This is a genomic window from Actinopolyspora lacussalsi subsp. righensis, assembly GCF_900116555.1.
GTDB classification, from domain to species: domain Bacteria; phylum Actinomycetota; class Actinomycetes; order Mycobacteriales; family Pseudonocardiaceae; genus Actinopolyspora; species Actinopolyspora lacussalsi.
Genome location: NZ_FPAT01000008.1, coordinates 119,750 through 144,669 on the forward strand (window position 1 = coordinate 119,750; position 24,920 = coordinate 144,669).

Consider the following 24,920-nt stretch of genomic DNA (forward strand, 5'->3'; position numbering starts at 1 on the left):
CCCCGAACTCACACCGAGTCGACGAAATCCTACCGGCGCTGAGCGGCTGTCAGCTGCATCCCGAGGTGGCGCCGCACCCCTCGCAGAGGTAGCAGGAGCCCGACGGCCGCATCTTGGTGCCGCACGTCATGCACAGTGGAGCGTCGGCCGCCTTGCCCAGCTTCAGTTCCAACAGCTCGGTGGAACTTCCCGCTTCGGAATCATCGGAGTGATTCTGCACCAACGGGGTGGGCTGCTGGGAGTAGTCGACCGATTCGCGCATCGACTCCACCTGGTTGGTGGTCTCCGCCTCCGCCGCGCCGTTGACCTGCTCGGTGCGCTCCTGAGCGGTGAAGATCCCCAGCTGCGCCCGCTTCTCGTAGGACAGGTGATCCAGCGCCAGCCTGCGGAACAGGTAGTCGAGCACGCTGCTGGCCATCCGCACGTCCGGATCGTCGGTCATCCCCGCCGGCTCGAAACGCACGTTCTGGAACTTGGATACGTAGAACTCCAGCGGAATCCCGTACTGCAGGCCGACCGAGATGGACATCGCGAACGCGTCCATCACACCGGCGAGCGTGGAGCCCTGCTTGCCGAGCTTGATGAAGATCTCACCGAGACCGTCGTCCGGGTAGGACCCGGCGTGCAGGTAGCCCTCGGCTCCGCCGACCGTGAACGACACGGTCTGGCTGGGACGTTTCTTGGGCAGCCGCTTGCGGACCGGCCGGTACTCGATCTCCTTCTCGACCCGTTTCTCGGCCTGCTCCTTGTCCTCGTTCTGCCCCTTACCACCGTTGCCCGCGGACAGCGGCTGGCCGACCTTGCAGTTGTCCCGGTAGATGGCCAGGGCCTTCAGTCCCAGTCGCCATCCTTCGAAGTAGATCTCCTGCACGTCCTCGACCGTGGCGTGCTCCGGCATGTTGACGGTCTTGGAGATCGATCCGGACAGGAACGGCTGCACGGCGGCCATCATGCGCACGTGCCCCATCGGGGCGATGGAGCGCTGGCCCATCGCGCAGTCGAATACGTCGTAGTGCTCCGGGCGCAGCCCGGGGGCGTCGACGACGTGACCGTGCTCGGAGATGTACTCGATGATCGCCTCGGCCTGCTCGTCCGGATATCCCAGCGCACGCAGCGCGCGGGGCACGGTCCGGTTGACGATCTGCATGGAGCCGCCGCCGACCAGCTTCTTGAACTTGACCAGCGCCAGATCCGGTTCGACACCGGTGGTGTCGCAATCCATCATCAGACCGATGGTGCCGGTGGGTGCCAGCACGGACGCCTGGGCGTTGCGCCAGCCGTTGCGCCCGCCGATCTCCAGCCCGCGCTGCCAGACCTGGGTCGCCAGGTCGTGCACGGCGACATCGTTGTGGTGGTACGTCCGCACCAGATCGTTGGCGGCCGCGTGCTTACGCATCACACGCTGGTGTGACTCGGCGTTGCGGGCATAGCCCGCGTACGGTCCGACCGCTCCGGCCAGCTCGGCGGAACGTTTGTACGCGGTACCGGTCATCAGCGAGGTGATCGAGGCGGCCAGCGCCCGCCCACCGTCGGAGTCGTAGGCGTGTCCGGTGGCCATCAGCAACGCGCCCAGGTTGGCGTAACCGATGCCGAGCTGCCGGAAGTCACGGGTGGTCCGCCCGATCGATTCCGTGGGGAAGTCGGCGAAGCTGATCGAGATGTCCATCGCGGTGATCACGAGCTCGACCGTGCGCCGGAACAGGTCCGCGTCGAAGGTGAGGTCCTCGCGGAGGAACTTCATGAGGTTCAGCGAGGCCAGGTTGCAGCTGGAGTTGTCCAGGTGCAGGTACTCCGAGCACGGGTTCGAGGCGGTGATACGGCCCGACTCCGGGCTGGTGTGCCAGTCGTTGATCGTGTCGTCGTACTGGATTCCCGGGTCCGCGCACTCCCAGGCGGCCCTAGCCATCCGGTTGAACAGATCCCTGGCCTGCACACTGTCGGTGGTCGAGCCGTCGGTGCGGGCCCGCAGTCCGAACTGGCCGTCGCTTTCGACGGCACGCATGAACTCGTCGCTCACCCGCACCGAGTTGTTCGCGTTCTGGTACTGCACCGAGACCATGTCGGAGCCGCCGAGGTCCACGTCGAATCCCGCGTCACGCAACGCGCGGATCTTGTGCTCCTCCTTGGACTTGGTCTCGACGAACTCCTCGACGTCGGGGTGGTCGACGTCGAGCACGACCATCTTCGCGGCACGGCGAGTGGCACCGCCGGACTTTATGGTCCCGGCCGAGGCGTCGGCTCCCCGCATGAACGACACCGGCCCGGACGCGGTGCCGCCGGAGGAGAGCAGCTCCTTGGAGGAGCGGATGCGCGAGAGGTTCAGTCCCGCGCCCGAGCCTCCCTTGAAGATGAGCCCCTCCTCCTTGTACCAGTCGAGGATCGACTCCATCGTGTCGTCCACCGAAAGAATGAAACAGGCCGATACCTGCTGCTTCGAGGTGGTCCCCACGTTGAACCAGACCGGCGAGTTGAAGCTGAACACCTGGTGCAGCAGCATGTAGGTCAGCTCGTGCTCGAAAACCTCGGCATCCAGCTCGGTGGCGAAGTAGCCGTGCTCGGCACCGTTGCGTGCGTAGGTCTTGACCACTCGGTCGATCAGTTCCCGCAGGCTGCTCTCCCGCTCCGGGGTGCCGAGCGCGCCGCGGAAGTACTTGCTGGTGACGATGTTGACCGCGTTCAGCGACCAGAAGTCGGGGAACTCGACGTCACGCTGCTCGAAGTTGACCGAGCCGTCACGCCAGTTGGTCATGACGACGTCGCGTCGTTCCCAGTTCACCTCGTCGTAGGGATGCACACCCTCGGTCGTGTAGACACGCTCCACCCGGATGCCCGCCTCACGGCTACCCGACTCCGACTCCCCTACGGCGGTCGGGTTACCGACGGTTTCTGTCATGATTCGGGCCTCTCCCTTGTCGCTCGCTCTCCTACTTCCACCGTCCGGGCTCCCCGTCCGTCCCGGTGGTTTCTCACGCTGCGAGTTATCGCCCGAACGGGCGCCCCGCTCGCGTTTCGCACCGCCCTTTCGGCGGCGCGCCGCCCCCTTGCCCGGTTTAGGCATTCGCACTCGCCTCGTCCTGTTGACCGGCGGATTCGTTCCCCTCGCCGTCCGCGGGGGTCTCCCCGGCTCCGGAGTTCTCCGGATCCGGCCCCTCCACCCTGCGCAGTTCGGCTATCTCACGTTCGAAGTCCTCCACCGAGGTGAACGAACGATAGACACTGGCGAACCGCAGGTAGGCGACCTCGTCCAACTCACGCAGCGGGCCGAGGATCCCCAGCCCCACCTCGTGGCTGGGCACCTCCGGAACACCGAGCGACCTGATCGTCTCCTCGACCCGATGGGCGAGCTGCTGCAGGTCGTCCTCCGCCACAGGGCGTCCCTGACACGCGCGACGAACCCCACGCACGACCTTGTCCCTGCTGAAGGGCTCGGTCACCCCCGAACGTTTCACCACCGTGAGCACCAGCTCCTCGACAGTGGTGAACCTGCGTCCACAGCCCGCGCAGGACCGCCTGCGCCGGATCGACTGCCCTTCCTCCACCTCACGAGAGTCGACGACACGCGAATCGTCACCTCGACAGAACGGACAACGCAATCGCCAGTCATCTCCTCGACGCAGCCCAATGGTCCACGGGCGCGCACGACGCGACGCCCGGTACCTCGCGGACGGTTGACACCGCTGGGGGTGAGCAGCCGTCGACAAGACGGCTACACCCAAGCTATGGATTAATCACAACGATGCAACTACTAGATGTTGTGGTTGAGCCTAATCCTGGACCGAATCATAAGCAACTCGGGAAGCGGGATGTCGACCACCCCCCGGACAGCGATCACAGCGCCGCTCCGGCCGCTCGGGGACGGACGCCGCCCCCGAAGCACGCCGACTTCCGCCTCACCCGAGCGAAAGCACCACTCCCACGAGCAAGACGAACGCACCCGCCCCCAGGGCCGCCGCGACGAGCAAGGCGATCTCGACGACAGACGAGCGCGGCGGACCGGAGAGCGACTCACCCCCGGGCGCGCCGCCCCGGCACCCGACAACGGAGCACGACGCTTCGAAGCGGGCAACCGAGCATCGCGAGTCACCACGACAACTCTCGTGGCCGCGTGACGGCCCAGTGTTCGCCGCGCGCGGGTCCGCGGGAGCGCGCGAGGACGCCGCGGCAAGATACCGCGCCCCGCGATCATAAGCAGCGCGGCGTCCCACCACCGTCCGGCACTCGCGGTCCTCGAGCCGCCTGGCAACACGAAACACCGGCATCGCGACTCCCCGTACGAATCTTCGGTATCCACGGTCCGGCACGGGAGCCCCATCACCGGGAACCGCACGCCTTTCCCGCTGGGACGACCGACCCGTCCGCAACACATCCGAGCGAGATCGAACACGAGTTCGATCGAACTGCTGTGCGAAAGGTGTAGCATCAAATCGGCCCGGGCGCGAGAGGCTCACCGTGATCGACACCGGCGGGCCCGCCCGCATCCGGCAACCGCGAGAGGTGGACGGCGGAACGGGGACGTCCTCGCGCACCTCGACCACGCCTGACGACTCCATCCCCCCGCACGTGGTCGCGGCGGCCGAGGAACCGCCCGATCGACCGCGCTTTCGAGGCGAGAACGCGACGATTCACTCGAACTAGTGTTTGATCCGACTCCGCGAGCCGTCTAATCTGAAGATGTGCGTGCACGCGCGAGCAGCGATGAACAGGAGGGCGTGGTGGACGGCTACGCTTCCGACCGGTTCGACGGCGGGACGTCCGGCGAAGCCGACACGACACCCCGGGCGACCGACTCCGAGAACAACGGCGAGACCACCTCGGAGCCGAACGACGAGCTCACTTCGCGCCAGCGAAGCGTGCTGGACACGATCCGGCAGTGGATGCGGGAGTACGGCTATCCGCCCAGTGTGCGCGAGATCGGCGACACCGTGGGGTTGACGTCCACTTCCTCGGTGGCATACCAGCTGCGTGTACTCGAAGGACGCGGGTACCTGAAGCGTGATCCGCATCGCCCCCGCACGGTCGGCGTGGTCACCAACGACGACTCGGAATCCCCGGCTTTCCCCGACGGATCGAACCCCGCTTACGTGCCGGTTGTGGGACGTATCGCGGCGGGCGAGCCCATCCTCGCCGAGCAGTCCGTGGACGAGGTGTTCCCGCTGCCACGGGAGGTCGTCGGAGAGGGTTCCCTGTTCCTGCTGAGCGTGGTGGGCGACTCCATGGTGGACCTGGCCATCACGGATGGTGACTGGGTGGCGGTCCGGCAACAGCCCGACGCGGAGAACGGCGACGTCGTGGCCGCGATGCTCGACGGGGAAGCCACGGTGAAGACCTTCAAACGTACGGCGGAACACCTGTGGCTGATACCGCACAACGACGAGTACGAACCGATCATCGCCGATCAGGCCACCGTGCTCGGCAAGGTGGTCGCTGTGCTGCGCAAGATGTGACTCTTCAGCGGACAATCAAAGCGCGTGATCCGGCTTAGCGCTTCGACACGGAGCCGTTTTATCGGGGCGGGAAAGCGACAACAGCGCTGGCTCAAGTACCCGCTGTCGGACCAGTTGACGAGTTCCGCTCGGATTCGCCGGATCGCGCGGGTTTGCCGGATCACGGTACCGCGGCCCCATCCGTAGCGGCCCCATCCGTAACTCCCCTGCCCGCAACAGCGGGCACCACTACTTCCTCCGCTCGAACCACCCGAGCCCTACCTCCTCTTCCCGAGAGACGCCGTTCCCGCGGGCCCGCCACGAACTTCGGCAGTAGGACGAGAGCCCGGCTCCGCCATTCCCCAGGGACGCGGACGAACACCCCCCGCGAGTGACCACCGCGGAACGGGCTGTTCGACGAGGTCGGCCCGTACTCTCCGTTCGACCCTCCCCTCCGCTCGGATGTCCTCCTCCGCTCCACCTCCCCACGGCGACAAAAACCGACCATTTACCCTCTTAGTTGTCACGTTGTTCGACCCCCGAACACATGACGATCGGCTCCCCCCGCAAGCCACGACCAACATCGGGACCATCAGGTAAAACTCGGAAAAACTCCCAGTTCCAGCGCGAACAGCCAGCTGTCTCATGGCCCCCGAAAACGACATACTGTCACCGAAACCCAACACGAAGAGTAGTTCGGACCACGATATATCCGCTTTGACGAAACGGGACAGTTGGTTTTTTAATATCGGAGCAAGGTTCGACCGGACTTCGCGAGCGGCACGACGGAGGAGGAGCGCCCTTCGAACACTTCGCACGACTCGAACCGTCCGGGACCACGCGAGGCCCCGACCGTCTCGCGCGGCGACCGAGCCCGCGACGACCACACGGAATATCGGGATCGCGACCGACGAACCGAATCGGGCCCGAACGTGAAAGCGGTGCTCCCCGACCGGCAACGAACGGCATTCGTCAGGCACCACGAACACCTGACGCAGCAGCGAATGGCAGTACTCGAACCCGACGTTCGACGAATACAGCTGATCGAAGTGCCGGGGTGGCCCCCACAGCCACTCGTCATGACACCAGCTTCGACTTAACGAGTGATACGCAAGGAGGTTCGCCGTGTCCCACCGGATACCGCCCTGGTTGCTGGTGCTGTTTGCGGCACTGCTGGCAACGGGCACCGACGAGTTCGTCATCGCGGGGGTTCTCCCCGAAGTGGCCGAAAGCCTGGATGTCACCGTGAGTGTGGCCGGGCAACTGGTGACCGCTTTCGCAGTGGTCTACGCCCTGGGAGCACCCACGCTGGCCGTCGTGCTCGACAGGCTGCCGCGACGACTCGTGCTGGGCGGAGGGCTCGCGGTCTTCACAGTGGCCAACGCTGCCGCCGCTCTCGCGCCCGAGTACTGGACGCTGATGGCTTCTCGCATCGTCGCCGCGCTGGCAGCGGCGAGCGTCACCTCGGCCGCTTTCGCCACAGCGGCTTCCGGCGCACCCGAAGGTCGACAGGGCAGTTATCTGTCCGTGGTCACCGCGGGGATGACCGTGGCACTGTTCACCGGTGTTCCGCTGGGAACGCTGCTCGGCGGGCTCTACGGGTGGCGCGCCACGTTCTGGCTCATCGCGGCCGTGGGAGCACTCTCGGCGCTCGGTGTTTTCACCACCGCTCCCAGGATCGCGGGCAGTCCCGCCGCACCGCTGGCCGAACGGCTCAGTCCACTGCGCAGCCTACCGGTGGCACGGCTGGTGACCGTGACGTTCTTGTGCGGAACAGGCGGTCTGATGTTCTACAACTACATCGGTCCGTTCACCACCGCGACAGTGGGCGGCGGTGCTGATCTGCGCGCGGGAATGTTGCTCATCGTGGGACTGCTCGGTCTCGTGGGAGCGCTGTTCGGTGGCAGGGTCAGTGACGCCCTCGGCCCCCACCGCACGCTGAAACTGGTGGTCGGAGGCCACCTGGCCGCGCTGATCCTGGCCGGGCTGTTCGGCGTATCCGGCGTGACGAGCGCGATTGTGCTGGGAATCCTGGTGGCACTGTGGTCCACTTTCGCCTGGAGTCTCAACCCGCCCATGCAGGGAAGTGTGCTCGCGGCGGCGCCACAGGCCGGCATGACGGCGATGGCTCTGAACATATCGGGGCTGTACCTGGGTACCGGTGTGGGCGGCGCCATCGGTGGTGTCGTCGTCGGCACCCTGGGAGCCAGCTACGTTCCCTTCGTAGGGGCGGTACTGATGCTCGTCGCCTTCTCGTTGACACCACGGGTACGGCAGCGCACGGCCCACTCGACGACCACGGAACAGTCGGAGAGGGTTCACGAAGCCCCGAGCACATGACCGACCGGACGCGGACGGTGTGCCGCGTCCGGCCGATCGAGTGGTTGTTGCCGTCGATGTCGACGGCAACAACCCGGAACCCGTAAACCGTGAGTGCCGGTCGGGTCACCCGTTCGAGGGCGCGGCACCACACGACGTCGATCCCGGCCCTTCCGGAATCCTCCGCCAGTGCTTTGTCGATCCCGCTGTGCCGCCCGGAGACGGGGACACGGCGGAAACCGAACCGAAAAACCACAGCAATTCCTTCCGGGAAAAATCTCCCCTCCCCTGCTGCCTTATGCTGCCCTTGTGTTTCACGACAACGAACAAGGGGAATCAAAATGGAATACGCGCGAACCGACGTGGTCGTCGTCGGAGCGGGACCGGCGAGCCTGACGCTCTCCGAGTTACTGACGAGGCCGGGAAAAAACGTCACCGTCGTCGAACGACAGGAAGATCCCACTTCGGCCCCGCAGTCAGTCACCCTGCAACCCGGCACAGTGGATCTGCTCACGAAAACATAAATCGCCATACCCTGGGAAAATTCCACCAAAAAAATAAGGGGAGTCCGCGAGTACGGCCCCTCGGGGTCAGTGTTCGCTCGTGACTACTCCGAGCTCGGCCCGAATGTTCCGGACGCGAGAATGATGGCCCAGGCGGATATACGCCGAACACTGCTCGAGCGGCTCCGAACCAGGGAATAATTCTTCCTGCGTGCGGGCACGGAAGTCGCCGGCGTCGACAGCACGGAGATCGAGAACTGTTCGGATTCACCAGAACTCCCGGACACGCCTTCTGGTCGGGGATGCACGAGGTCCGCCCCGGAACGGTGCTGACGTTCGACCGGTCCGGTCGACGCGAGCACGTGTACTGGCAGCTCACCGCACGGCACCACGAGGACGACCAGGACTCCAGCGTGGCGCACGTCCGCGAGCTGTTCGAGGACATCGTCAACCGCCAGGTCGTTTCCGACGTACCGCGGTGCTCCCTGCTCTCCGGCGGGTTGGACTCCAGCGCGATCACCGCGCTCGCCGCGGCGAGCCTGCGAGAACACGGTGAACGGATCAACACCTTCGCGATCGACTTCAAGAGCCAGGCGGAGAATTTCGTTCCGGACGCGATCCGCGGCACCCCGGACGCACCTTATGTAGCGGACATGGTCGAGCACCTCGACGTCGAACACACCGACATCGTCCTGGACCACAAGGAACTCGCGGACCCGGAGATCCGTGCGCGGTGGTCGCCGCACGGGACATGCCGATCAGGCTGGGCGACATGGACAACTCCCTCTACCTGTTGTTCCGCGAGATCCGCAGGCACTCCACGGTGGCACTTTCCGGTGAGTCCGCCGACGAGGTGTTCGGCGGATACCGGTGGTTCCACGACGCCGAGACCCGCTGGGCGGACAACTTCCCCTGGATCAACTCGCTCGGGGTCGGGCACTGGGCGCGATCGCCGCTGCTGCGACCGGAACTCGCGGAATCCCTCGACGTCGAGAGCTATGTCGCCGACAGTTACCGCTCAGCGCTGCGTGACGTCCCCCGACTCGACTCCGAGAACGGTGTCGAGGCCAGGATGCGGGAACTCTGCTACCCGCACCTGAGTCGGTTCGTCCAGTACCTGTTGGACCGTAAGGACCGGACCAGCATGGCAACGGGTTTGGAGGTGCGCGTTCCGTTCTGTGATCATCGCCTGGTCGAGTACGTGTTCAATACGCCCTGGTCGTTGAAGACGTTCGACTCCAAGGAGAAGAGCCTGCTGCGCTCGGCCACAGCGGATCTCCTCCCCGATTGGGTGGCACAGCGCACGAAGAGCCCTTATCCGTCCACGCAGGACGATTTGTACGTGGGTGAGCTGCAACGGCAGACCGGCGACGTACTGGCGGATCCGAACGACAGGGTCAACGATCTGATCAACGGTGACTGGTTCCGCCCCATGACGAACGTGGCGACAACCGAGATCACGACCCCCGCCCGCAACGACATGGAACGGTTGCTGGACCTTTCCGTGTGGCTCAAGCAGCACAGCCCCGAACTGAAGTTCCATTAGGGCCTCGTGGACTCGGTCTCTCCCGCCCGTGTTCGTCGGAACCTCGCACGGCCCTCGCTCCGCGCGACGGAGAAATCGATCAGCAGGAACCCGGAAACCCGATCGCGACATCCCGAACGACGACAACCGGACACTGTCGATTGGAGTACGACATGACCGCCATCCCGCCTCCCGTTCCCGCACCTCGACCGGCCACGAAGGTTCCCGAGCTGTCCGTCCCGCTCGTCGGCGGCGGCCAGTGGAACATTCGTGAGCAGCTCCCGTCGACGTTCACCATGGTCGTCTGCTATCGCGGGCCGCACTGCCCCGCATGCCGTGGACAGCTGCGGGAAGTGGACGAATGCTTCCCGGATCTCGCGAGCCGCGGCGTGGAAGCAGTGGCCATCAGCGCCAACGACCGGGCGAGCGCGAGCGGACCCGCGAGGAATGGGACCTCCGGAACGTTCCGCTGGGTTACGACCTCGACGTGGAAACGATGCGCCAGTGGGGACTCTACGTCTCCGAGGGGACCAACGAGTCCGAACCGGCCCACTTCAACGAACCGGGCCTGTTCCTGGTCTCCCCGGACCAGACGCTGTACTACTCGGCGATCACGAACATGCCGTTCGGGCGGCCGAAGCTGGAAGAGCTCATCAGCGGGATCGACTTCGTGGTGCGGCAGAACCCACCCGCCGCACGGTGGTGTCTGACCGACTCGCACGTTGAGCGGCACGTACGGGTATGGCTCCGACCTCTCGACGGGGTCACGCCCGTTGCCCGGGCCGTGCCCGGTCGGAACCGGTGGCGATGCGCGCCGCTCCGCGACGACGTCTCCCACGGCGAACCAGTTCCGGTCCCCGACCACCGGCCCCGACAACTCGGCGAGCCGCTCCTCCCCGGGCGTGCACCGAACCCGTGGTGCGGGTGGCGCACCGGTGCTCGGGCTGCCCGGAGGCGTACCCACCGGTCAACGCGGAGCCGGCGGTCAGCGGCAGTACGCGGCGACGCGCCGGAACCGGCTCATCCCGTCGTGGCGAACGGTTCGAGCGCGTTGGCCAGATCCGTCCGGACCTTGGCACGCACTCTGGTTCCCTCCGCGGTGTGCTCACGTGCGACGAGCTCACCCTCGGTGTGCACGCGGGAAACGAGCTCACCCCTGGTGTAGGGCACCAGCGCGTCCACGTAGACATCCGGTTGGGGCATCCAGTCGGCGACAGCGCGCTTGAGCTCCTCGACCCCCGTTCCGGAACGGGCCGAGACGAAGATCGCCTCGGGAAGTAGCCTGCGCAGCTCGACGACCTTCGTGTTGTCCATGGCGTCGGCCTTGTTCACCACGACCAGCTCCGGTGGGACCGTACCGCCCTGCTCGGCACTGATCTCGGTGACGACCTCGCGCACCGCGCTGACCTGCTCCTGCGGTGCGGGATCGGTGCCGTCCACCACGTGCAACAGCAGATCAGCCCTGGTTACCTCTTCCAGCGTGGAACGGAACGCCTCGACCAGTTGGTGCGGCAGGTGCCGCACGAATCCCACGGTGTCGCTGAGGGTGTAGGGCCTGCCGTCCGGCGTACGGGCACTGCGGGTGGCTGGATCGAGCGTCGCGAACAGCGAGTCCTCCACCAGCAGCCCGTTGCCCGTGAGTGCGTTGAGCAGACTGGACTTGCCCGCGTTGGTGTAACCCGCGATGGTCACCCCGGGAACGGCGTTGGCGACACGGCGCGAACGCTTGGTCTCACGGATGGTGCTCATCGAGGCGAGCTCCTTGCGGAGCTTGCTGATGCGCTTGTGGATCCGCCGACGGTCCGTCTCCATCTTGGTCTCACCGGGACCACGGGTACCCACACCACCGTTGCCGCCACCGGCGCGCCCACCGGCCTGCCGGGACATCTTGTCACCCCAACCACGCAGCCGTGGCAGGTAGTACTGCAACTGGGCGAGCTCGACCTGGGCCTTGCCCTCCTTGGAACTGGCGTGCTGGGCGAAGATGTCCAGGATCAGGGCCGTGCGATCCACGACCTTGATCTTGAGTTTCTCCTCCAGCTGCCTGAGCTGGCCCGGTGCGAGCTCACCGTCGCAGATGACGGTGTCGGCTCCGGCCGCCAGTGCCATGTCCCGCAGTTCGCGCACCTTGCCCGCGCCGACGTAGGTCGCGGGGTCCGGGCGATCCCTGCGTTGGACCACACCGTCCAGCACTTCCGAGCCGGCGGTTTCGGCCAGTCTGCCGAGTTCGGCGAGTGAGCTCTCCGCCTGTGCGGAGGTACCTTCCGTCCACACGCCGACCAGTACGACCCTTTCGAGTCGCAACTGGCGGTACTCGACCTCGGTAATGTCGGACAGCTCGGTGGAAAGACCGGAAACGCGGCGCAGCGAAGCACGTTCCGCGCGCTCCATCTCGCCGATGGAGGGCTCCCGGGAGTCCGTGCTCAGGTGTTCACCGGCCGTCCGTACGTCAGCGCCGTCCGCGCCGGTGTTCCACTCGGCCGCTTCGGGGCGCTCATCGGTGTGATAACGGCTTCTCAAGTAATCCTTACTCAGTCACTAGTGGGGTATCCGGTTGTGGCCCGACCGCTCCGAACGAACCGCGGCTGGGCAAGGCCCACGGCGAAACCGCGGGCGGCCCTGACCCGGTCGGCCCCACTCTCGGGAGGCGCCGCTCGGGGTCGCCCCCTCGGGGGGTGGTCGGTTCGGTCCTGCCACCCTGTATTATGGCACGACCGTCCACTGGTTTTCACCGGTTCGTACCCGAAGTGACCAGTACGGGCTCGCCGATACGCCGCCACCAGTCGGCGTCGAGCTCACCCCGGGCGAGGAGTTCCGCCGGCCCGGTCAGCGTAGTGGTCTCCGGAGTGACCTCGACCTCCACCGTTCCCCCCGGAACGTGCACCAGACGAACACCGTTCTCACCGCCGTCGGCGCGCAGCGCGGCCACGGCGGCGGCTACGGTCCCGGTGCCACACGAACGGGTTTCACCGACGCCTCGCTCGTACACCCGCATCCGCAGCTCCCGCTCGTCGAGCGGCTCCACCAGTTCGATGTTCACGCCGTGGGGGAACAGCTCCGGGTCGTAACCGGGCTGTACCGACAGGTCGAGGTCACCGATTCCGGACGTGACGCAGACCAGGTGCGGATTGCCCAGGTCCACCGCCAGCGCGGACATCGCGTAACCCGCGACGGTGACGCTGGAGTGCCCGGTGACGGCAGCGCCGCCCATGTCCACGGTCACGCGTCCGTCCTCCCCGACGAGGACTCCACGCAGCCCCGCACGCGTGCCCACCGGAACGTTCCCCGACGCGGCGAGCCCCGATTCGAGCAGGTAACGCGCGAAGACGCGCACCCCGTTGCCGCACATCTCGGCCACGGAACCATCGGCGTTGCGGTAGTCCATGAACCACGCGTCGGTGGGGACGTCGGAGGGGAGTTCCTCGCCCAGCAGACCGCCCGGAACGACCCGCAGCACGCCGTCGGCGCCCAGGCCGATCCTGCGGTCGCACAACGCGCGTACCCGTGCCGCCGTCAGGTCGAGTTCGCCCCGGGGGTCGGGCAGCACGACGAAGTCGTTCTCGGTTCCGTGCCCCTTGAGAAATTCCGGTCCCGCGTAAGACTGCACCGCCACAGTCTAGCCGCCGGGTACGCACCCATCCGGGACACACCGCGGAATCCGAACCTCGTTCGTCGGCGGAACGACACACCAACGGTCACTCATTCCGCACCGGCGCGGCCCAGGAGTCGCAAGACCTCCGGCACGGTGTCGGTCCGCGCCGCGTCGAACCAGTGGATGCGTTTGTCCCTGCGGAACCAGGAACGCTGCCGCCGCACGAACCGTCGGGTGGCTCGCGCGGTCTCGGCGGCGGCGGCCGTCATGTCCGCCGCCTCGTCCAGCTCGGCCAGCACCTGCTGGTATCCCAGCGCTCTGGAAGCGGTGCGGCCCTGCCGCAGCCCGCGATCCTCCAACGCACGAACCTCGTCGACCAGTCCCTCGTCGAACATCTCGGCGACTCGCGCGTTGACCCTGGTGTCGAGTTCGGGCACGGAACGGTCCAGCCCCACGAGCAGGGTGCCGTAACGAGGCGGGCCGGGTTCGGGGAGATTGGCGGAGAACCGACGTCCGGTGATCTCGATCACCTCCATCGCGCGAACCACTCGCCTCCCGTTGGACGGCGATATCGACTCCGCCGCGGGCGGATCGAGCTCGGCGAGTTCGCGGTGCAGCGCTTCGGGGCCGATCAGGTTCAGCCGCTGCTGCCAGCGCTGCCGTACGACCGGATCGGTTCCCGGGAAGTTCAGCTCGTCCAGCACCGCCTGCGCGTAGAGCCCGGAACCGCCGACCAGGATCGGTGGGACCCCGGAGTCCAGCAGCCGTTCCACATCGGATCTGGCGTACCGCTGATAAGCGGCCACCGAGGCCGTCTCGGTGACCTCGAGGACGTCGAGCTGATGGTGCGGTACGCCGCGTCGCCGCTCCGGTGGGAGCTTGGCGGTGCCGATGTCCATCCCGCGGTACAGCTGCATCGCGTCGACGTTGACTATCTCGCCGCCCAGCCGTTCGGCCAGTCGCAGCGCCAGTTCGGACTTGCCCGTGGCGGTGGGACCGAGAACGGCCACCGGGCGTGGCGTGGTGGCGGGCATCCCTCCAGCCTAGGGCGTGTTTCACGGCCGGAGCAGCGGCACACCCGACCCGCCTACCGCGCACGCGCGGCCGACACGCGGTAGTCACGAAAAAGCCTTCCTACCGCCAACAGGGTGGTGCCGTCCAATATCGTGGTAGAGGCACATTCATGACGGAAGCTGCCAGCGGGCGCTGTCGGCCCGTGCGGACCAGGGGTTTCTACGACCGGTGTGCATTCCACCCGGTCCGCACCGGCAGTGTCGGCACCGGGAACCGGGAGTTTCGGCCGTCTCGGGCTGGTCGACACGCGCCCGGGCTGTTTGAATGCGCCGACGGCGACACATCCGACGACGTGTCGCCGGGTGCTTCGGCCCCGTCCGACGACGGGGCGCTCGTGCTCCGCACGAGCACTGAGCGGGCAGAAGGAGGAAGCCGGCCATGACAGACCAGGACACGACGCCGAACACCGCCGACGCGTCGGCGGCCGCGGACTCGACAACGAGCGGTTCGGGACGTGGCGCCGCGCCCGCGGTACCGATCGCTTCCGGCGATCCGGCGCGCTGGGGCCGGGTCGACTCCGAGGGGGAGGTTTACGTACGAACCTCCGAGGGAGAACGGTTCGTCGGATCGTGGCAGGCGGGAGACGCCGGCGAAGGACTGGCTCATTTCGCTCGGAGGTTCGACGATCTCCGCACCGAGGCCGAGCTGCTGGAGACGCGGCTCTCCTCGGGTTCGGGAGATCCGAAACAGGCGTTGTCCAGCGCCAAACATCTGCGTGACGGGCTCCCCGAGGCCTCCGTGGTCGGCGATGTCGACTCGCTGGCCGCACGGCTGGAACACATCGTGACGCGCGCCGAGCACGCGGTGGAGCAGGCCAAGGCCGAGCGGGAGAAGGCACGCGCCGATGCGGTGGCGCGCAAGGAAGCGCTGGTCGAAGAGGCGGAACAGATCGGGGCGGAAGCCACCAACTGGAAAGCCGCGGGAGACAGGCTGCGCGCCATCTTCGAGGAGTGGAAGAGCGTCCGGGGCGTCGACCGTAAGACCGACGAGCAGCTCTGGAAGCGGTTCACCAAGGCCCGTGACGCTTTCAACCGCCGCCGGGGGTCGCACTTCGCGGAACTGGACCGGCAGCGCAACGCCGCCAAGGAACGCAAACAGGAGCTGGTCGACGAGGCCGAATCGCTGACCGAATCCACCGACTGGGGTCCCACCGCGGACCGCTACAAGCAGTTGATGAGCGAGTGGAAGTCGGTGGGGCGCGCGCCCAAGGACAGCGACGAGGCGTTGTGGAAACGCTTCCGTGCCGCGCAGGACAAGTTCTTCTCCCGCCGTTCCGAGGCGTTCGCCGAGCGCGACGCCGAGTTCGCCGAGAACGCCAGGCTCAAGGAGGAGCTGTTGGCCGAGGCGGAGCGGATCGACACCGACACGGACCCGAACGCGGCCCAGGCGCAGTTGCAGCGCATTCAGCGACGCTGGGACGAGATCGGCAAGGTCCCCCGGGAACGCATCCGCGAGCTCGAGGGCAGGCTGCGCGCGGTCAACGATCGGGTGCGCTCGGCGGCCCAGCACGAGTGGCGTCGCACCGACCCGGAGGCCCAGGCCAGGGTCGAACAGTTCCGCGAGCGGGTGGAGCAGTACGAGCAGCAGGCCGCCAAGGCACGCTCTGCGGGCAACGAGAAACGTGCCAAGGAGGCCGAGCAACAGGCGCGGCAGTGGCAGGAGTGGCTCACCGCCGCGCAGAACGCCCTGACGGACCGCTGAGCGTCGGGTGAACCGATCGGCGGGCGCAGCTGGCCGACCGCTCCCGAACCGGGAAGCGGACGACGCCGGTGCCCGCCGATCGGTGCCGCCGAGCGATCACCGCGGCACCCGCGCTCCGAGCGGCTCGGTCAGGCGCGGGACCAGACGATCCGCAGCCACTGACCGGCCAGCACCCCCATCGCGATCACCGCGATGAACAGTCCGAACGAGGGACCAGGCTCTCCGGCCTCAGCCGTCTGCCTGGACCAGATGGCGATGACTCCCTCCACCGTGACCACGCAGCAGAGCATCGCCGCCAGCCATGCGATCGCCCACCGACGCGTGGCCAGGGCCAGGGCCCCGAGCAGCACTCCCGCTATGGCGGAGTTGATGGAGAACAGCCGGGGCAGCAGCCCGATACCCAGCGCCGGATCCGCCTGTCCGGCCAGGACCTGCCACCCCGGAGCACCGCCGACCCACGGCAGCACCGCGGTCAACACGAGAACCAGCATGATCCCGGTGATGACCAGCGCCCGTGCCCCCGGATCGATCACACGACCGATGTCCCGCTCGGCACGGGACAAATCGGTACGGAACCGCTGCTGGTCGCCCTGGTCCACTTGTTCGTCTCCATCCGAAAGCGGTCGCCCGGCACCGGAATTCTCGCTCAACATCCGCACCCCTGCTCGGCGGTGCTCTCGGTGCTCGCGTCCCTCGGAGCGCCGAACGAGGGCAGGCCGAGACCGACTCCCGAGGTCTTGGGACGTTGTCCGGCCTCCCAGCGATCACCGGCCACGGTGCGACGGTGTCGGTGCACGCCACCGTCCGCGAGCAGATGGTGGGGCGCTGCCCTGCTGATCGTGGTGTGCACGAGATCACCGGGACGGAGCTCCCCGTCCGTCTCCCCCTCGGGTGTGAAGTGCACCAGCCGCCCGTCCCTGGCGCGGCCCGAGCGACGCTCGGTGTGCGCGTTCTTGCGCCCCTCGCCCTCGGCGACCAGCAGCTCGACCTCGCTTCCCACCAGTTGCTGGTTGGCCTCCAGCGAGATCTCGTTCTGCAGCTCGATCAATCGGTCGTAGCGCTGCTGCACGACCTCCTTGGGCAGCTGTCCGTCCATCTCGGCGGCGGGAGTGCCGGGACGCTTGGAGTACTGGAAGGTGAAGGCGCTGGCGAATCGTGCCCTGCGCACCACGTCGAGCGTCGCTTCGAAGTCCTCCTCGGTCTCCCCGGGGAAACCGACGATGATGTCGGTGGTGATCGCCGCGTGCGGCATGGCCTCGCGCACCTTGTGCACGATGTTGAGGAAGCGCTCGGCGCGATAGGAGCGACGCATCGCCTTGAGCATGCGGTCGGAGCCGGACTGCAGCGGCATGTGCAGCTGGGGGCACACGTTGGGGGTTTCGGCCATCGCGTCGATGACGTCGTCGGTGAAGTCCCGGGGGTGCGGTGAGGTGAAACGCACCCGCTCCAGCCCCTCGATGTCGCCGCAGGAGCGCAGCAGCTTCCCGAAGGCGTAGCGGTCCCCGAACTCGACGCCGTAGGCGTTGACGTTCTGCCCGAGCAGGGTGACCTCGAGAACCCCCTCGGAGGCGAGCGCGCCCACCTCGGCCAGCACGTCGCCGGGGCGACGGTCCTTCTCCTTGCCGCGCAGCGAGGGAACGATGCAGAAGGTGCAGGTGTTGTTGCAGCCGACCGAGACCGAGACCCACCCGGAGTAGGCGGACTCGCGACGCGCGGGCAGCGTGGAGGGGAACTGGTCCAGCGATTCCAGGATCTCCACTTCGGCTTCCTGGTTGTGCCTGGCGCGTTCGAGCAACGTCGGCAGCGATCCCAGGTTGTGCGTGCCGAAGACGACGTCCACCCAGGGTGCACGTCGAACGATCTCGCCGCGGTCCTTCTGCGCCAGGCATCCCCCCACCGCGATCTGCATACCGGGGTTCTCCCGCTTGGCGGCACGCAACCGTCCGAGGTTTCCGTAGAGCCGGTTGTCGGCGTTCTCCCGCACCGCGCACGTGTTGAACACGACCAGGTCGGCGGTGTCGTCGCCCGCCTCCCGCACGTAACCGGCCTCTTCCAGCACCCCGGACAACCGCTCGGAGTCGTGCACGTTCATCTGGCAGCCATACGTGCGCACTTCGAATGACTGAGGCACCCGCTTGTCCGTCACGCTCCCACCATATCCCCTGGTGGAAAGCACTCATTCGTGGTACGGAAACCGAGGGCGTCGACCGGGACGAGCCGAGGTCACGGTCCAGGTCACCGGGTTCGCTGTCCTGCTCGTCGGACAGTGGTGGCGAGCTCGGAAACGCGCTCTGCCCTCGGTCGGCAGGAACCACCGCGACCCGCGACCGGCAGCCGTATCGGCACCGGTGAAGCGGCACGGCCGCTGGAACCGGCCGGCATCGAACCCATCGGATGAACCTCGTACCGTGCCGGGCCGGCCACCTGCCGGCCACGGGGCTCGGACACAGTCCGTGTCGGGTCGACCCGTCGACGCGTTCGACGTCCGCACAACACCCCGAAAACGGTGAATGTAATCGAGTCGCAACATCAGTCGACCGATCGGTGCTGGACTCAGCGGCTTCATGCGCCTTAGGTTGCCTTCATCGTGTCCGCCATTTCCGACCGATCTGGAGATCGAATGACCGAAGTTCCCACGGATACGCCGATGATCCGGGTGTCCGCGGTCGACAAGTACTTCGGGTCACTGCACGTGCTCAAGGACATCAACCTTGAAATCCCCCGTGGTCAGGTCGTGGTGGTTCTCGGACCCTCCGGTTCGGGCAAGTCCACCCTCTGCCGAGTACTCAACCGGCTGGAAACGATCGATTCGGGCGCCGTCGCCGTCGACGGAGTGCCGCTCCCCGAGGAGGGGCGCGCGCTCGCCGAGCTCAGGGCGGATGTCGGAATGGTGTTTCAGCAGTTCAACCTGTTCGCGCACAAGAGCATCATCGACAACGTCACGCTGGGACCGATCAAGGTCCGAAAGCTCGGCAAGGACGAGGCACGCGAAGAGGGTATGCGGCTGCTGCGCCGGGTGGGGATCGCCGACCAGGCGGAGAAGTACCCCGCGCAGCTCTCCGGCGGGCAACAACAGCGCGCGGCGATCGCACGGGCACTGGCCATGCGGCCCAAGGTGATGCTCTTCGACGAGCCGACCTCGGCACTGGACCCGGAGATGGTCAACGAGGTGCTCGAAGTGATGGCGGGGCTCGCCGAAGAGGGCATGACGATGCTGGTGGTCAGTCACGAGATGGGATTCGCCCGCCGCGCCGCACACCGGGTGCTGTTCATGGCCGACGGTGAGGTCGTCGAGGACACCTCCCCCGAGACCTTCTTCGACTCGCCCGAGTCGGAACGCGCCAAGGACTTCCTGGGCAAGATCCTCACTCACTAGATCCGGTTCGCACCCGGATGTCGATCGGTTCCACGACCACCACTGGAAGGGACATTCATGCGTAACGGCAAGCTGACCGCCGCGGCGATCGCGGCGTCGACGGGCCTGCTGCTCAGCGCCTGTGGCAGCGGCTCGAGCTCCGAAGAGGGCTTCTCCGCCCCCGTCGCCGAGAACCCCTCGTTCGAGCAGGGCACCACGATGGCCGAATACGCCGACTCCGGCGAGATCACCATCGGGACCAAGAAGGACCAGCCACTGTTCGGGCTGGAGAACCTCAACGGCGAGATGCAGGGCTTCGACGTCGCCATCGGCGAGATCATCGCGGGCAAGCTCGGCATTCCGGCTGACAAGATCAACTGGAAGGAAACCCCGAGCAAGAACCGCGAGCTGTATCTCGAACAGGGCAAGGTCGACATGGTCGTGGCCACTTACACGATCAACGACAAACGCGCCGAGCGGGTCACCTTCGCCGGGCCGTACTACGAGGCCGGTCAGGACCTGATGGTCAAGCAGGACAACAACTCGATCACCGGTCCGGAGTCGCTGCGCGACAGCGACGCCAAGGTGTGCTCGGCCAGGGGCTCCACGCCTTCCGAGCGGATCCGCGAGTACGTCGACTCCTCCCGGCTGGTGTTGTTCGACACCTACTCGAAGTGCGCGGACGCGCTGCGCAACGGCCAGGCGCAGGCGGTCACCACGGACAACTCGATCCTGATGGGTCTGGTCAGCGAGAGCGAGAACCAGTTCAAGGTGGTCGGCAACACCTTCAGCGAGGAGCCCTACGGCGTCGGGATCGTCAAGGGCGACGTGGACTTCTGCGAGTTCATCAACGACAGCCTGCGGACCGCCGCCGAGAACGGCACCTACCAGGAGGCCTGGAACTCCAGCGCGGGCCAGGTTTCGGAGAAGACACCGGAACTGCCCGAGCTGCAGTCCTGCGGCTGAGCCTCATCCGTCTGTGTGAGGGGGCACCGGCGATCCCGGTGCCCCCTTTCAGCTCGCTGGAGTGAAACGTGCAAGTCCTTATCGACAACTATCATCTGTATCTGCGGGGGCTGGGCACGACGCTGCAGATCTGCCTCTACGCGGGACTGCTGACCCTGGTGGTGGGCACGTTCATCGCGGGCTGTCGCGTCGCCCCGCTCACCCCGCTGCGTGCGTTCGGCACCGCCTGGGTAACGGTGTTCCGGAACTGTCCGCTGGCCGTGGTGCTGTTCTTCATGGCGTTCGGCATCCCGGCGCTGGGGATCAACGCCTCGTACTTCGTGTTCGGCACCATCGGACTCGCGCTGTACACCTCGGCATTCGTCTGCGAGGCGATCCGCAGCGGTATCAACGCCGTCTCACCGGGCCAGGCGGAGGCCGCTCGATCCGTGGGCCTCGGCTTCGGGCAGACCCTGCGGCTGGTGATCCTGCCGCAGGCGGTGCGCAGCATCATCCCCCCGCTGGGCAGCGTGATGATCGCGATGATCAAGAACTCCGCGATCGCTGGGGCGTTCGGAATCGGTGGCGATCTCTACGCGGTGGGGATCCGGCAGTCCTCCGCTCAGGGCGAGGAGATCATCCCGGTGTTGCTGGGTGTGGCGCTGGGCTATCTGATCATCACCATCCCGGCCGGACTGCTGCTGGGTTACGTGGAACGGAAGGTGGCGATCGCACGATGAGCGACTCCGTGCTCTACGAGGCTCCCGGACCGCGTGCCAGGCTCCGCGCCCGATACGCGAGCGTGATCACCGGTCTCGTGCTGCTCGCCGTCTTCGGCTGGGTGATCTACCGACTGGCTCAGGGCGGTGAGTTCACCTACGAGAAGTGGGGTCCGCTGATCGACCCCACCAACGAGAGCTTCACCCCACTGTGGACGCTGCTCGGCAAGGGGTTGGGCAACACCCTGCTGGCGGCCGGTTGGTCCATCCTGTTCTCACTGGTGATCGGCACGATCCTCGCGCTGACCAGGGTCACGGCAGCGGCTTGGTACCGCTGGGCCGTGGTCGGGGTGATCGAGCTGCTGCGCGGCACCCCGGTGGTCGTGCTGATCTTCTTCGCCTACCAGGCGCTGCCGGTGATGGGCCTGGACCTGCCGGTGATGTGGTCGCTGGTCATCGGGCTGACCGCGTACAACTGCGTGATCATCGCCGAGATCGTGCGTGCGGGGATCGACTCGCTGCCCAAGGGGCAGAGCGAGGCGGCCTACGCCGTGGGGATGCGCCGCGGCCAGGTCATGTTCAACGTGCTGCTGCCGCAGGCGTTCCGGGCCATGCTGCCCGCGTTGATCAGCCAGCTGGTGGTGGTTCTCAAGGACACCTCGCTCGGTTTCACGATCAGCTATCCCGAGTTCGTGCAGCGGGGCGAGACGGCCATCGAGAACCTCGGCAATCCCATCCAGCTGTACCTGTTCATCGCGTTGATCTTCATCGTCATCAACTACACGCTGAGCAAGCTCGCGGTGTACACCGAACGCAGGTTGAGCCGTGGTCGCAAGTCATCGGCGACCGCGGAGCCGGAAAGCGCCGCCACCACCGGGGACTGAGCCGATTCCGGGCGGAGGACCGGTGGGGCACATCGCGACGGCCGCGAACGTGCCCCACCGTCGACAATCGCTCCGCGGCACCGGCGAGGTGGCGGAATACGCCCGGTCTCCCGCCCCGGACGAACCACGGGGCGGGAGACCGCCGACGAACGTTTCAACCGGAGAGCTCGGGGGCCCGCGCTTCGGGGCGCCTCTCGCGCAGCGTCTCGTCCGCCGCCTCGGCCCAGCGCCCGTCGGCGATCGCGGCGTCGAGGACCGCACGCAACCGATCGCGGAACCTCGCGTCGCCCTCGGCGATTCCGACCAGCCGTTCCGCGGGCCGTGACTCGGGGCCGGTGACGACGTAGGGGGCCACCACGGTCACTCCGTCCGCCTTCCGGTCGAACCCGCCGAGCAGCACATCCACGCTGCCGCGTGCGAGGGCTCCGCTCCGCAGCGAGGCGGGCAGTCTGCGGAACGCGACGTCGGACGCGGAATCCAGCCCCACCCCCTCGGCCAGCAGACCGGCCAGCCGGACGTCGAAACCGCGGTATTCCCCGTCGGTCCGGCGCAGGAAGTCCGCTGAGTCGTTGGGCACGCCCACGAGCAGTTCGCCGCGTCGCCGGATCTCGGAGAGGGCGGGCGAGCCCGGCAGCCGCGCGCCCCCGGTCGGCGTCGTCGCCGAGGTCCCGGTCCCGGCGGACGGCTCGGCACTGCGCTGCTCGGGCGGGAGCACCGCCGCCCCCCGCTCACCGTCGGTGGCCGCACAGGCCGAGAGCAGCGACACGAGAACCAGTCCGAGCACCGCACGGGGTACCGCTCGTAGCCACATGCACGTAATCATCGTCCCGCTCGTCACTCGGTGTCCACCTGCCTCGGAGAACATTGCTGTAGGCTCGTGGCCGACTGGATCGGTTGTGATACACGGTTAACACCGGATAGGGTCCGCAACCGGTTCATACCAATCGAGGCGCCAATGTCGTCGCCCGTCCGTACCGCACCCCCGTACGCACCGGGAGGCGATGAGTGACACCGACAAGCGTGCATCCAGTAGTCCGCGAAGTTACCGAACGTATCGCCGAGCGCAGCTCCGCGACGCGCCGCGAATACCTGGAACGGATTCGCGCCGCGAAACGCACCGAACCGGCCAGGGCGAACATGGCCTGCAGCAACCTCGCCCACGGTTTCGCCGCCATCAGCGGCACCGATCGCGAGTCCGTGAAGGGACTCGTGCGTCCGGGCGTGGCGATCGTTTCGGCGTACAACGACATGCTCTCCGCGCACAAGCCCTACGCGGAGTTCCCGGACTGGATCAAGGAGGCCGCCCGCCACGAGGGCGGCGTCGCGCAGTTCGCGGGCGGCGTTCCCGCCATGTGCGACGGCATCACGCAGGGACGTGACGGGATGGAACTCTCCATGTTCTCCCGGGACGTGATCGCGATGGCGACCGGTGTGGCGCTGTCGCACGAGATGTTCGACTCCGCGCTGCTGCTGGGGATCTGCGACAAGATCGTACCCGGCCTGCTGATCGGTGGACTGACCTTCGGACACCTGCCGATCACACTGGTACCGGCCGGTCCGATGCCCTCCGGACTCCCCAACGGGGAGAAGAGCCGGATCAGGCAGCTGTTCGCCGAGGGCAAGGCCACTCGGGAGGAACTGCTGGAGGCGGAGTCCGCCTCCTACCACTCCCCCGGCACCTGCACGTTCTACGGCACGGCGAACTCCAACCAGCTCGTCGTGGAGATGATGGGGCTGCACCTGCCGGGTTCCACCTTCGTGCCGCCGGGAACACCGCTGCGCAGGGCACTGACCGAGGAGGCGGCCCGAAACGCGGTACGGGCCGCGAAGTCCGAGGAAGCCCCCTCGATCGGGGAGATCATCGACGAGCGCGCCATCGTCAACGGTGTCGTCGCGCTGCTGGCCACCGGCGGTTCCACCAACCACACGATGCACCTGCCCGCCGTGGCATCGGCCGCGGGGATCCAGCTGACCTGGGACGACTTCTCCGACCTTTCCTCGGTGGTGCCGCTGCTCGGCAGCGTCTACCCCAACGGTTCCGCCGACATCAACCACTTCACCGCCGCGGGCGGGGTGCAGACCCTGGTGTCCGAACTGCTCGAGGCGGGACTGGTGCACCCGGACGTGCGAACCGTCGCCGGTGACGGGTTGGAGCGCTACCGCCAACAGCCCTTCCTGGAGGACGGCGAACTGATCTGGCGGGAAGGCCCCGCCCGGAGCCTGGACACCAGCGTGTTGCGCGGCGTCTCCGAGCCGTTCGACACCGAGGGCGGCCTGCGAGTGCTGGAGGGCAACCTGGGGCGCTCGGTCATGAAGGTCTCGGCGGTCAAGCAGCAGCACCGTTCCGTGACGGCCCAGGCGCGGATATTCGACGACCAGGAGCAGTTCAAGGCCGCGTTCCAGGCCGACGAACTCAACCGCGACGTCGTGGTGGTCGTGCGCAACCAGGGGCCGCAGGCCAACGGGATGCCCGAGCTGCACGGGCTCAGCCCCGGCCTCGGCGTGCTGCAGGACCGGGGTTACCAGGTGGCGCTGGTCACCGACGGGCGCATGTCCGGAGCATCCGGCAAGATTCCCTCCGCGATCCAGGTGACTCCCGAGGCCAGCGCGGGGGGCCGGCTGGCGAGACTCCGCGACGGTGACGTGCTCCGGGTCGACGGCGAACAGGGCACCCTGGAGGCGCTCGTTCCCGACGACGAGCTCGCCGCACGGGAGCCGGCCGCACCGACGGCACTGCACCAGTTCGGCACGGGACGCGAACTGTTCGCCACCTTCCGGCAGGCGGTCGGCAGGGCCGACCAGGGCGCCAGCGTCTTCCCCACGCCGGAACAGCAGACACAGGCACAACAGCAGTCCCGCGACGAAATCTCCGCCTGAGCC

At 67.0% G+C, this 24,920-nt stretch carries 19 protein-coding genes and 1 pseudogene; 12 read left to right on the top strand and 8 right to left on the bottom strand.

All coding sequences use genetic code 11. The features are described 5' to 3' along the window. Positions 1–49: 49 nt before the first annotated feature. Entirely contained in the window at positions 50–2,893 is a 2,844-nt protein-coding gene (locus BM394_RS15380; protein WP_092979179.1) for a vitamin B12-dependent ribonucleotide reductase, read from the bottom strand. Positions 2,894–3,050: 157 nt separating this feature from the next. After that, entirely contained in the window at positions 3,051–3,593 is a 543-nt protein-coding gene (gene nrdR / locus BM394_RS15385) for a transcriptional regulator NrdR (protein ID WP_092979181.1), read from the bottom strand. 1,119 nt (positions 3,594–4,712) lie between these two features. Here nrdR and lexA point away from each other — a divergent pair. From lexA to BM394_RS23745, 6 genes and pseudogenes are all read left to right on the top strand, one after another. Next, positions 4,713–5,444, top strand: coding sequence for a transcriptional repressor LexA (lexA, locus tag BM394_RS15395; protein WP_092979399.1), 732 nt, complete (start codon positions 4,713–4,715; stop codon positions 5,442–5,444). 1,104 nt (positions 5,445–6,548) lie between these two features. Continuing rightward, positions 6,549–7,763 carry an MFS transporter gene (locus tag BM394_RS15400; RefSeq protein ID WP_217643525.1) on the top strand — a complete coding sequence of 405 codons (1,215 nt, stop codon included), beginning with the start codon at positions 6,549–6,551 and terminating at the stop codon, positions 7,761–7,763. Positions 7,764–8,083: 320 nt separating this feature from the next. Beyond that, entirely contained in the window at positions 8,084–8,266 is a 183-nt protein-coding gene (locus BM394_RS23740; RefSeq protein ID WP_092979185.1) for an FAD-dependent monooxygenase, read from the top strand. A 281-nt stretch (positions 8,267–8,547) separates the two neighbouring features. Beyond that, positions 8,548–8,904, top strand: a pseudogene (locus BM394_RS23530) (asparagine synthase-related protein); the annotation flags it as partial. Between the two features lie 74 nt (positions 8,905–8,978). After that, a complete protein-coding gene (locus BM394_RS23390) occupies positions 8,979–9,791 on the top strand; it encodes an asparagine synthase-related protein (RefSeq protein ID WP_281246449.1) in 813 nt (270 codons plus the stop codon). Between the two features lie 152 nt (positions 9,792–9,943). Continuing rightward, positions 9,944–10,480 carry a redoxin domain-containing protein gene (locus tag BM394_RS23745; protein ID WP_217643528.1) on the top strand — a complete coding sequence of 179 codons (537 nt, stop codon included), beginning with the start codon at positions 9,944–9,946 and terminating at the stop codon, positions 10,478–10,480. A 310-nt stretch (positions 10,481–10,790) separates the two neighbouring features. Here BM394_RS23745 and hflX read toward each other — a convergent pair whose 3' ends face one another. From hflX to miaA, 3 genes are all read right to left on the bottom strand, one after another. Beyond that, positions 10,791–12,161, bottom strand: a complete 1,371-nt coding sequence (hflX, locus tag BM394_RS15420) for a GTPase HflX (protein WP_092979403.1) — start codon at positions 12,159–12,161, stop codon at positions 10,791–10,793. A gap of 337 nt (positions 12,162–12,498) precedes the next feature. After that, positions 12,499–13,377, bottom strand: coding sequence for a diaminopimelate epimerase (gene dapF / locus BM394_RS15425; RefSeq protein WP_092979405.1), 879 nt, complete (start codon positions 13,375–13,377; stop codon positions 12,499–12,501). 92 nt (positions 13,378–13,469) lie between these two features. Continuing rightward, positions 13,470–14,396, bottom strand: a complete 927-nt coding sequence (gene miaA, locus BM394_RS15430) for a tRNA (adenosine(37)-N6)-dimethylallyltransferase MiaA (RefSeq protein WP_092979187.1) — start codon at positions 14,394–14,396, stop codon at positions 13,470–13,472. A 418-nt stretch (positions 14,397–14,814) separates the two neighbouring features. Here miaA and BM394_RS15435 point away from each other — a divergent pair, with 418 nt between their 5' ends. After that, positions 14,815–16,137: a DUF349 domain-containing protein gene (locus tag BM394_RS15435; RefSeq protein ID WP_092979189.1), complete on the top strand. Its 1,323-nt coding sequence runs from the start codon at positions 14,815–14,817 to the stop codon at positions 16,135–16,137. Positions 16,138–16,265: 128 nt separating this feature from the next. On the opposite strand, the gene BM394_RS15440 is transcribed toward BM394_RS15435, so the two are convergent. Next, complete coding sequence (locus BM394_RS15440; RefSeq protein ID WP_245780225.1) at positions 16,266–16,736, bottom strand: Rv2732c family membrane protein; 471 nt, start codon at positions 16,734–16,736, stop codon at positions 16,266–16,268. Positions 16,737–16,783: 47 nt separating this feature from the next. After that, the gene (gene miaB, locus BM394_RS15445; protein WP_092979407.1) at positions 16,784–18,268 is read right to left on the bottom strand and encodes a tRNA (N6-isopentenyl adenosine(37)-C2)-methylthiotransferase MiaB; all 1,485 of its coding nucleotides are present in this window, start codon (positions 18,266–18,268) and stop codon (positions 16,784–16,786) included. Between the two features lie 516 nt (positions 18,269–18,784). Here miaB and BM394_RS15450 point away from each other — a divergent pair. From BM394_RS15450 to BM394_RS15465, 4 genes are all read left to right on the top strand, one after another. Further along, entirely contained in the window at positions 18,785–19,513 is a 729-nt protein-coding gene (locus BM394_RS15450) for an amino acid ABC transporter ATP-binding protein (RefSeq protein ID WP_175496803.1), read from the top strand. Between the two features lie 57 nt (positions 19,514–19,570). Next, positions 19,571–20,458, top strand: coding sequence for a glutamate ABC transporter substrate-binding protein (locus tag BM394_RS15455; RefSeq protein WP_092979195.1), 888 nt, complete (start codon positions 19,571–19,573; stop codon positions 20,456–20,458). Between the two features lie 68 nt (positions 20,459–20,526). Further along, entirely contained in the window at positions 20,527–21,177 is a 651-nt protein-coding gene (locus BM394_RS15460) for an amino acid ABC transporter permease (protein WP_092628642.1), read from the top strand. Continuing rightward, positions 21,174–22,040, top strand: a complete 867-nt coding sequence (locus BM394_RS15465; RefSeq protein WP_092979197.1) for an amino acid ABC transporter permease — start codon at positions 21,174–21,176, stop codon at positions 22,038–22,040. Before BM394_RS15460 ends, BM394_RS15465 begins: the two co-directional genes overlap by 4 nt. Before the next feature lie 154 nt (positions 22,041–22,194). Here the strand turns inward: BM394_RS15465 and BM394_RS15470 are convergent, their stop codons facing one another. Beyond that, entirely contained in the window at positions 22,195–22,863 is a 669-nt protein-coding gene (locus tag BM394_RS15470; RefSeq protein WP_245780226.1) for a transporter substrate-binding domain-containing protein, read from the bottom strand. 182 nt (positions 22,864–23,045) lie between these two features. On the opposite strand from BM394_RS15470, the gene edd reads away from it, so the two are divergent. Beyond that, positions 23,046–24,917, top strand: coding sequence for a phosphogluconate dehydratase (gene edd, locus BM394_RS15475; protein ID WP_092979202.1), 1,872 nt, complete (start codon positions 23,046–23,048; stop codon positions 24,915–24,917). Positions 24,918–24,920: the final 3 nt, after the last annotated feature.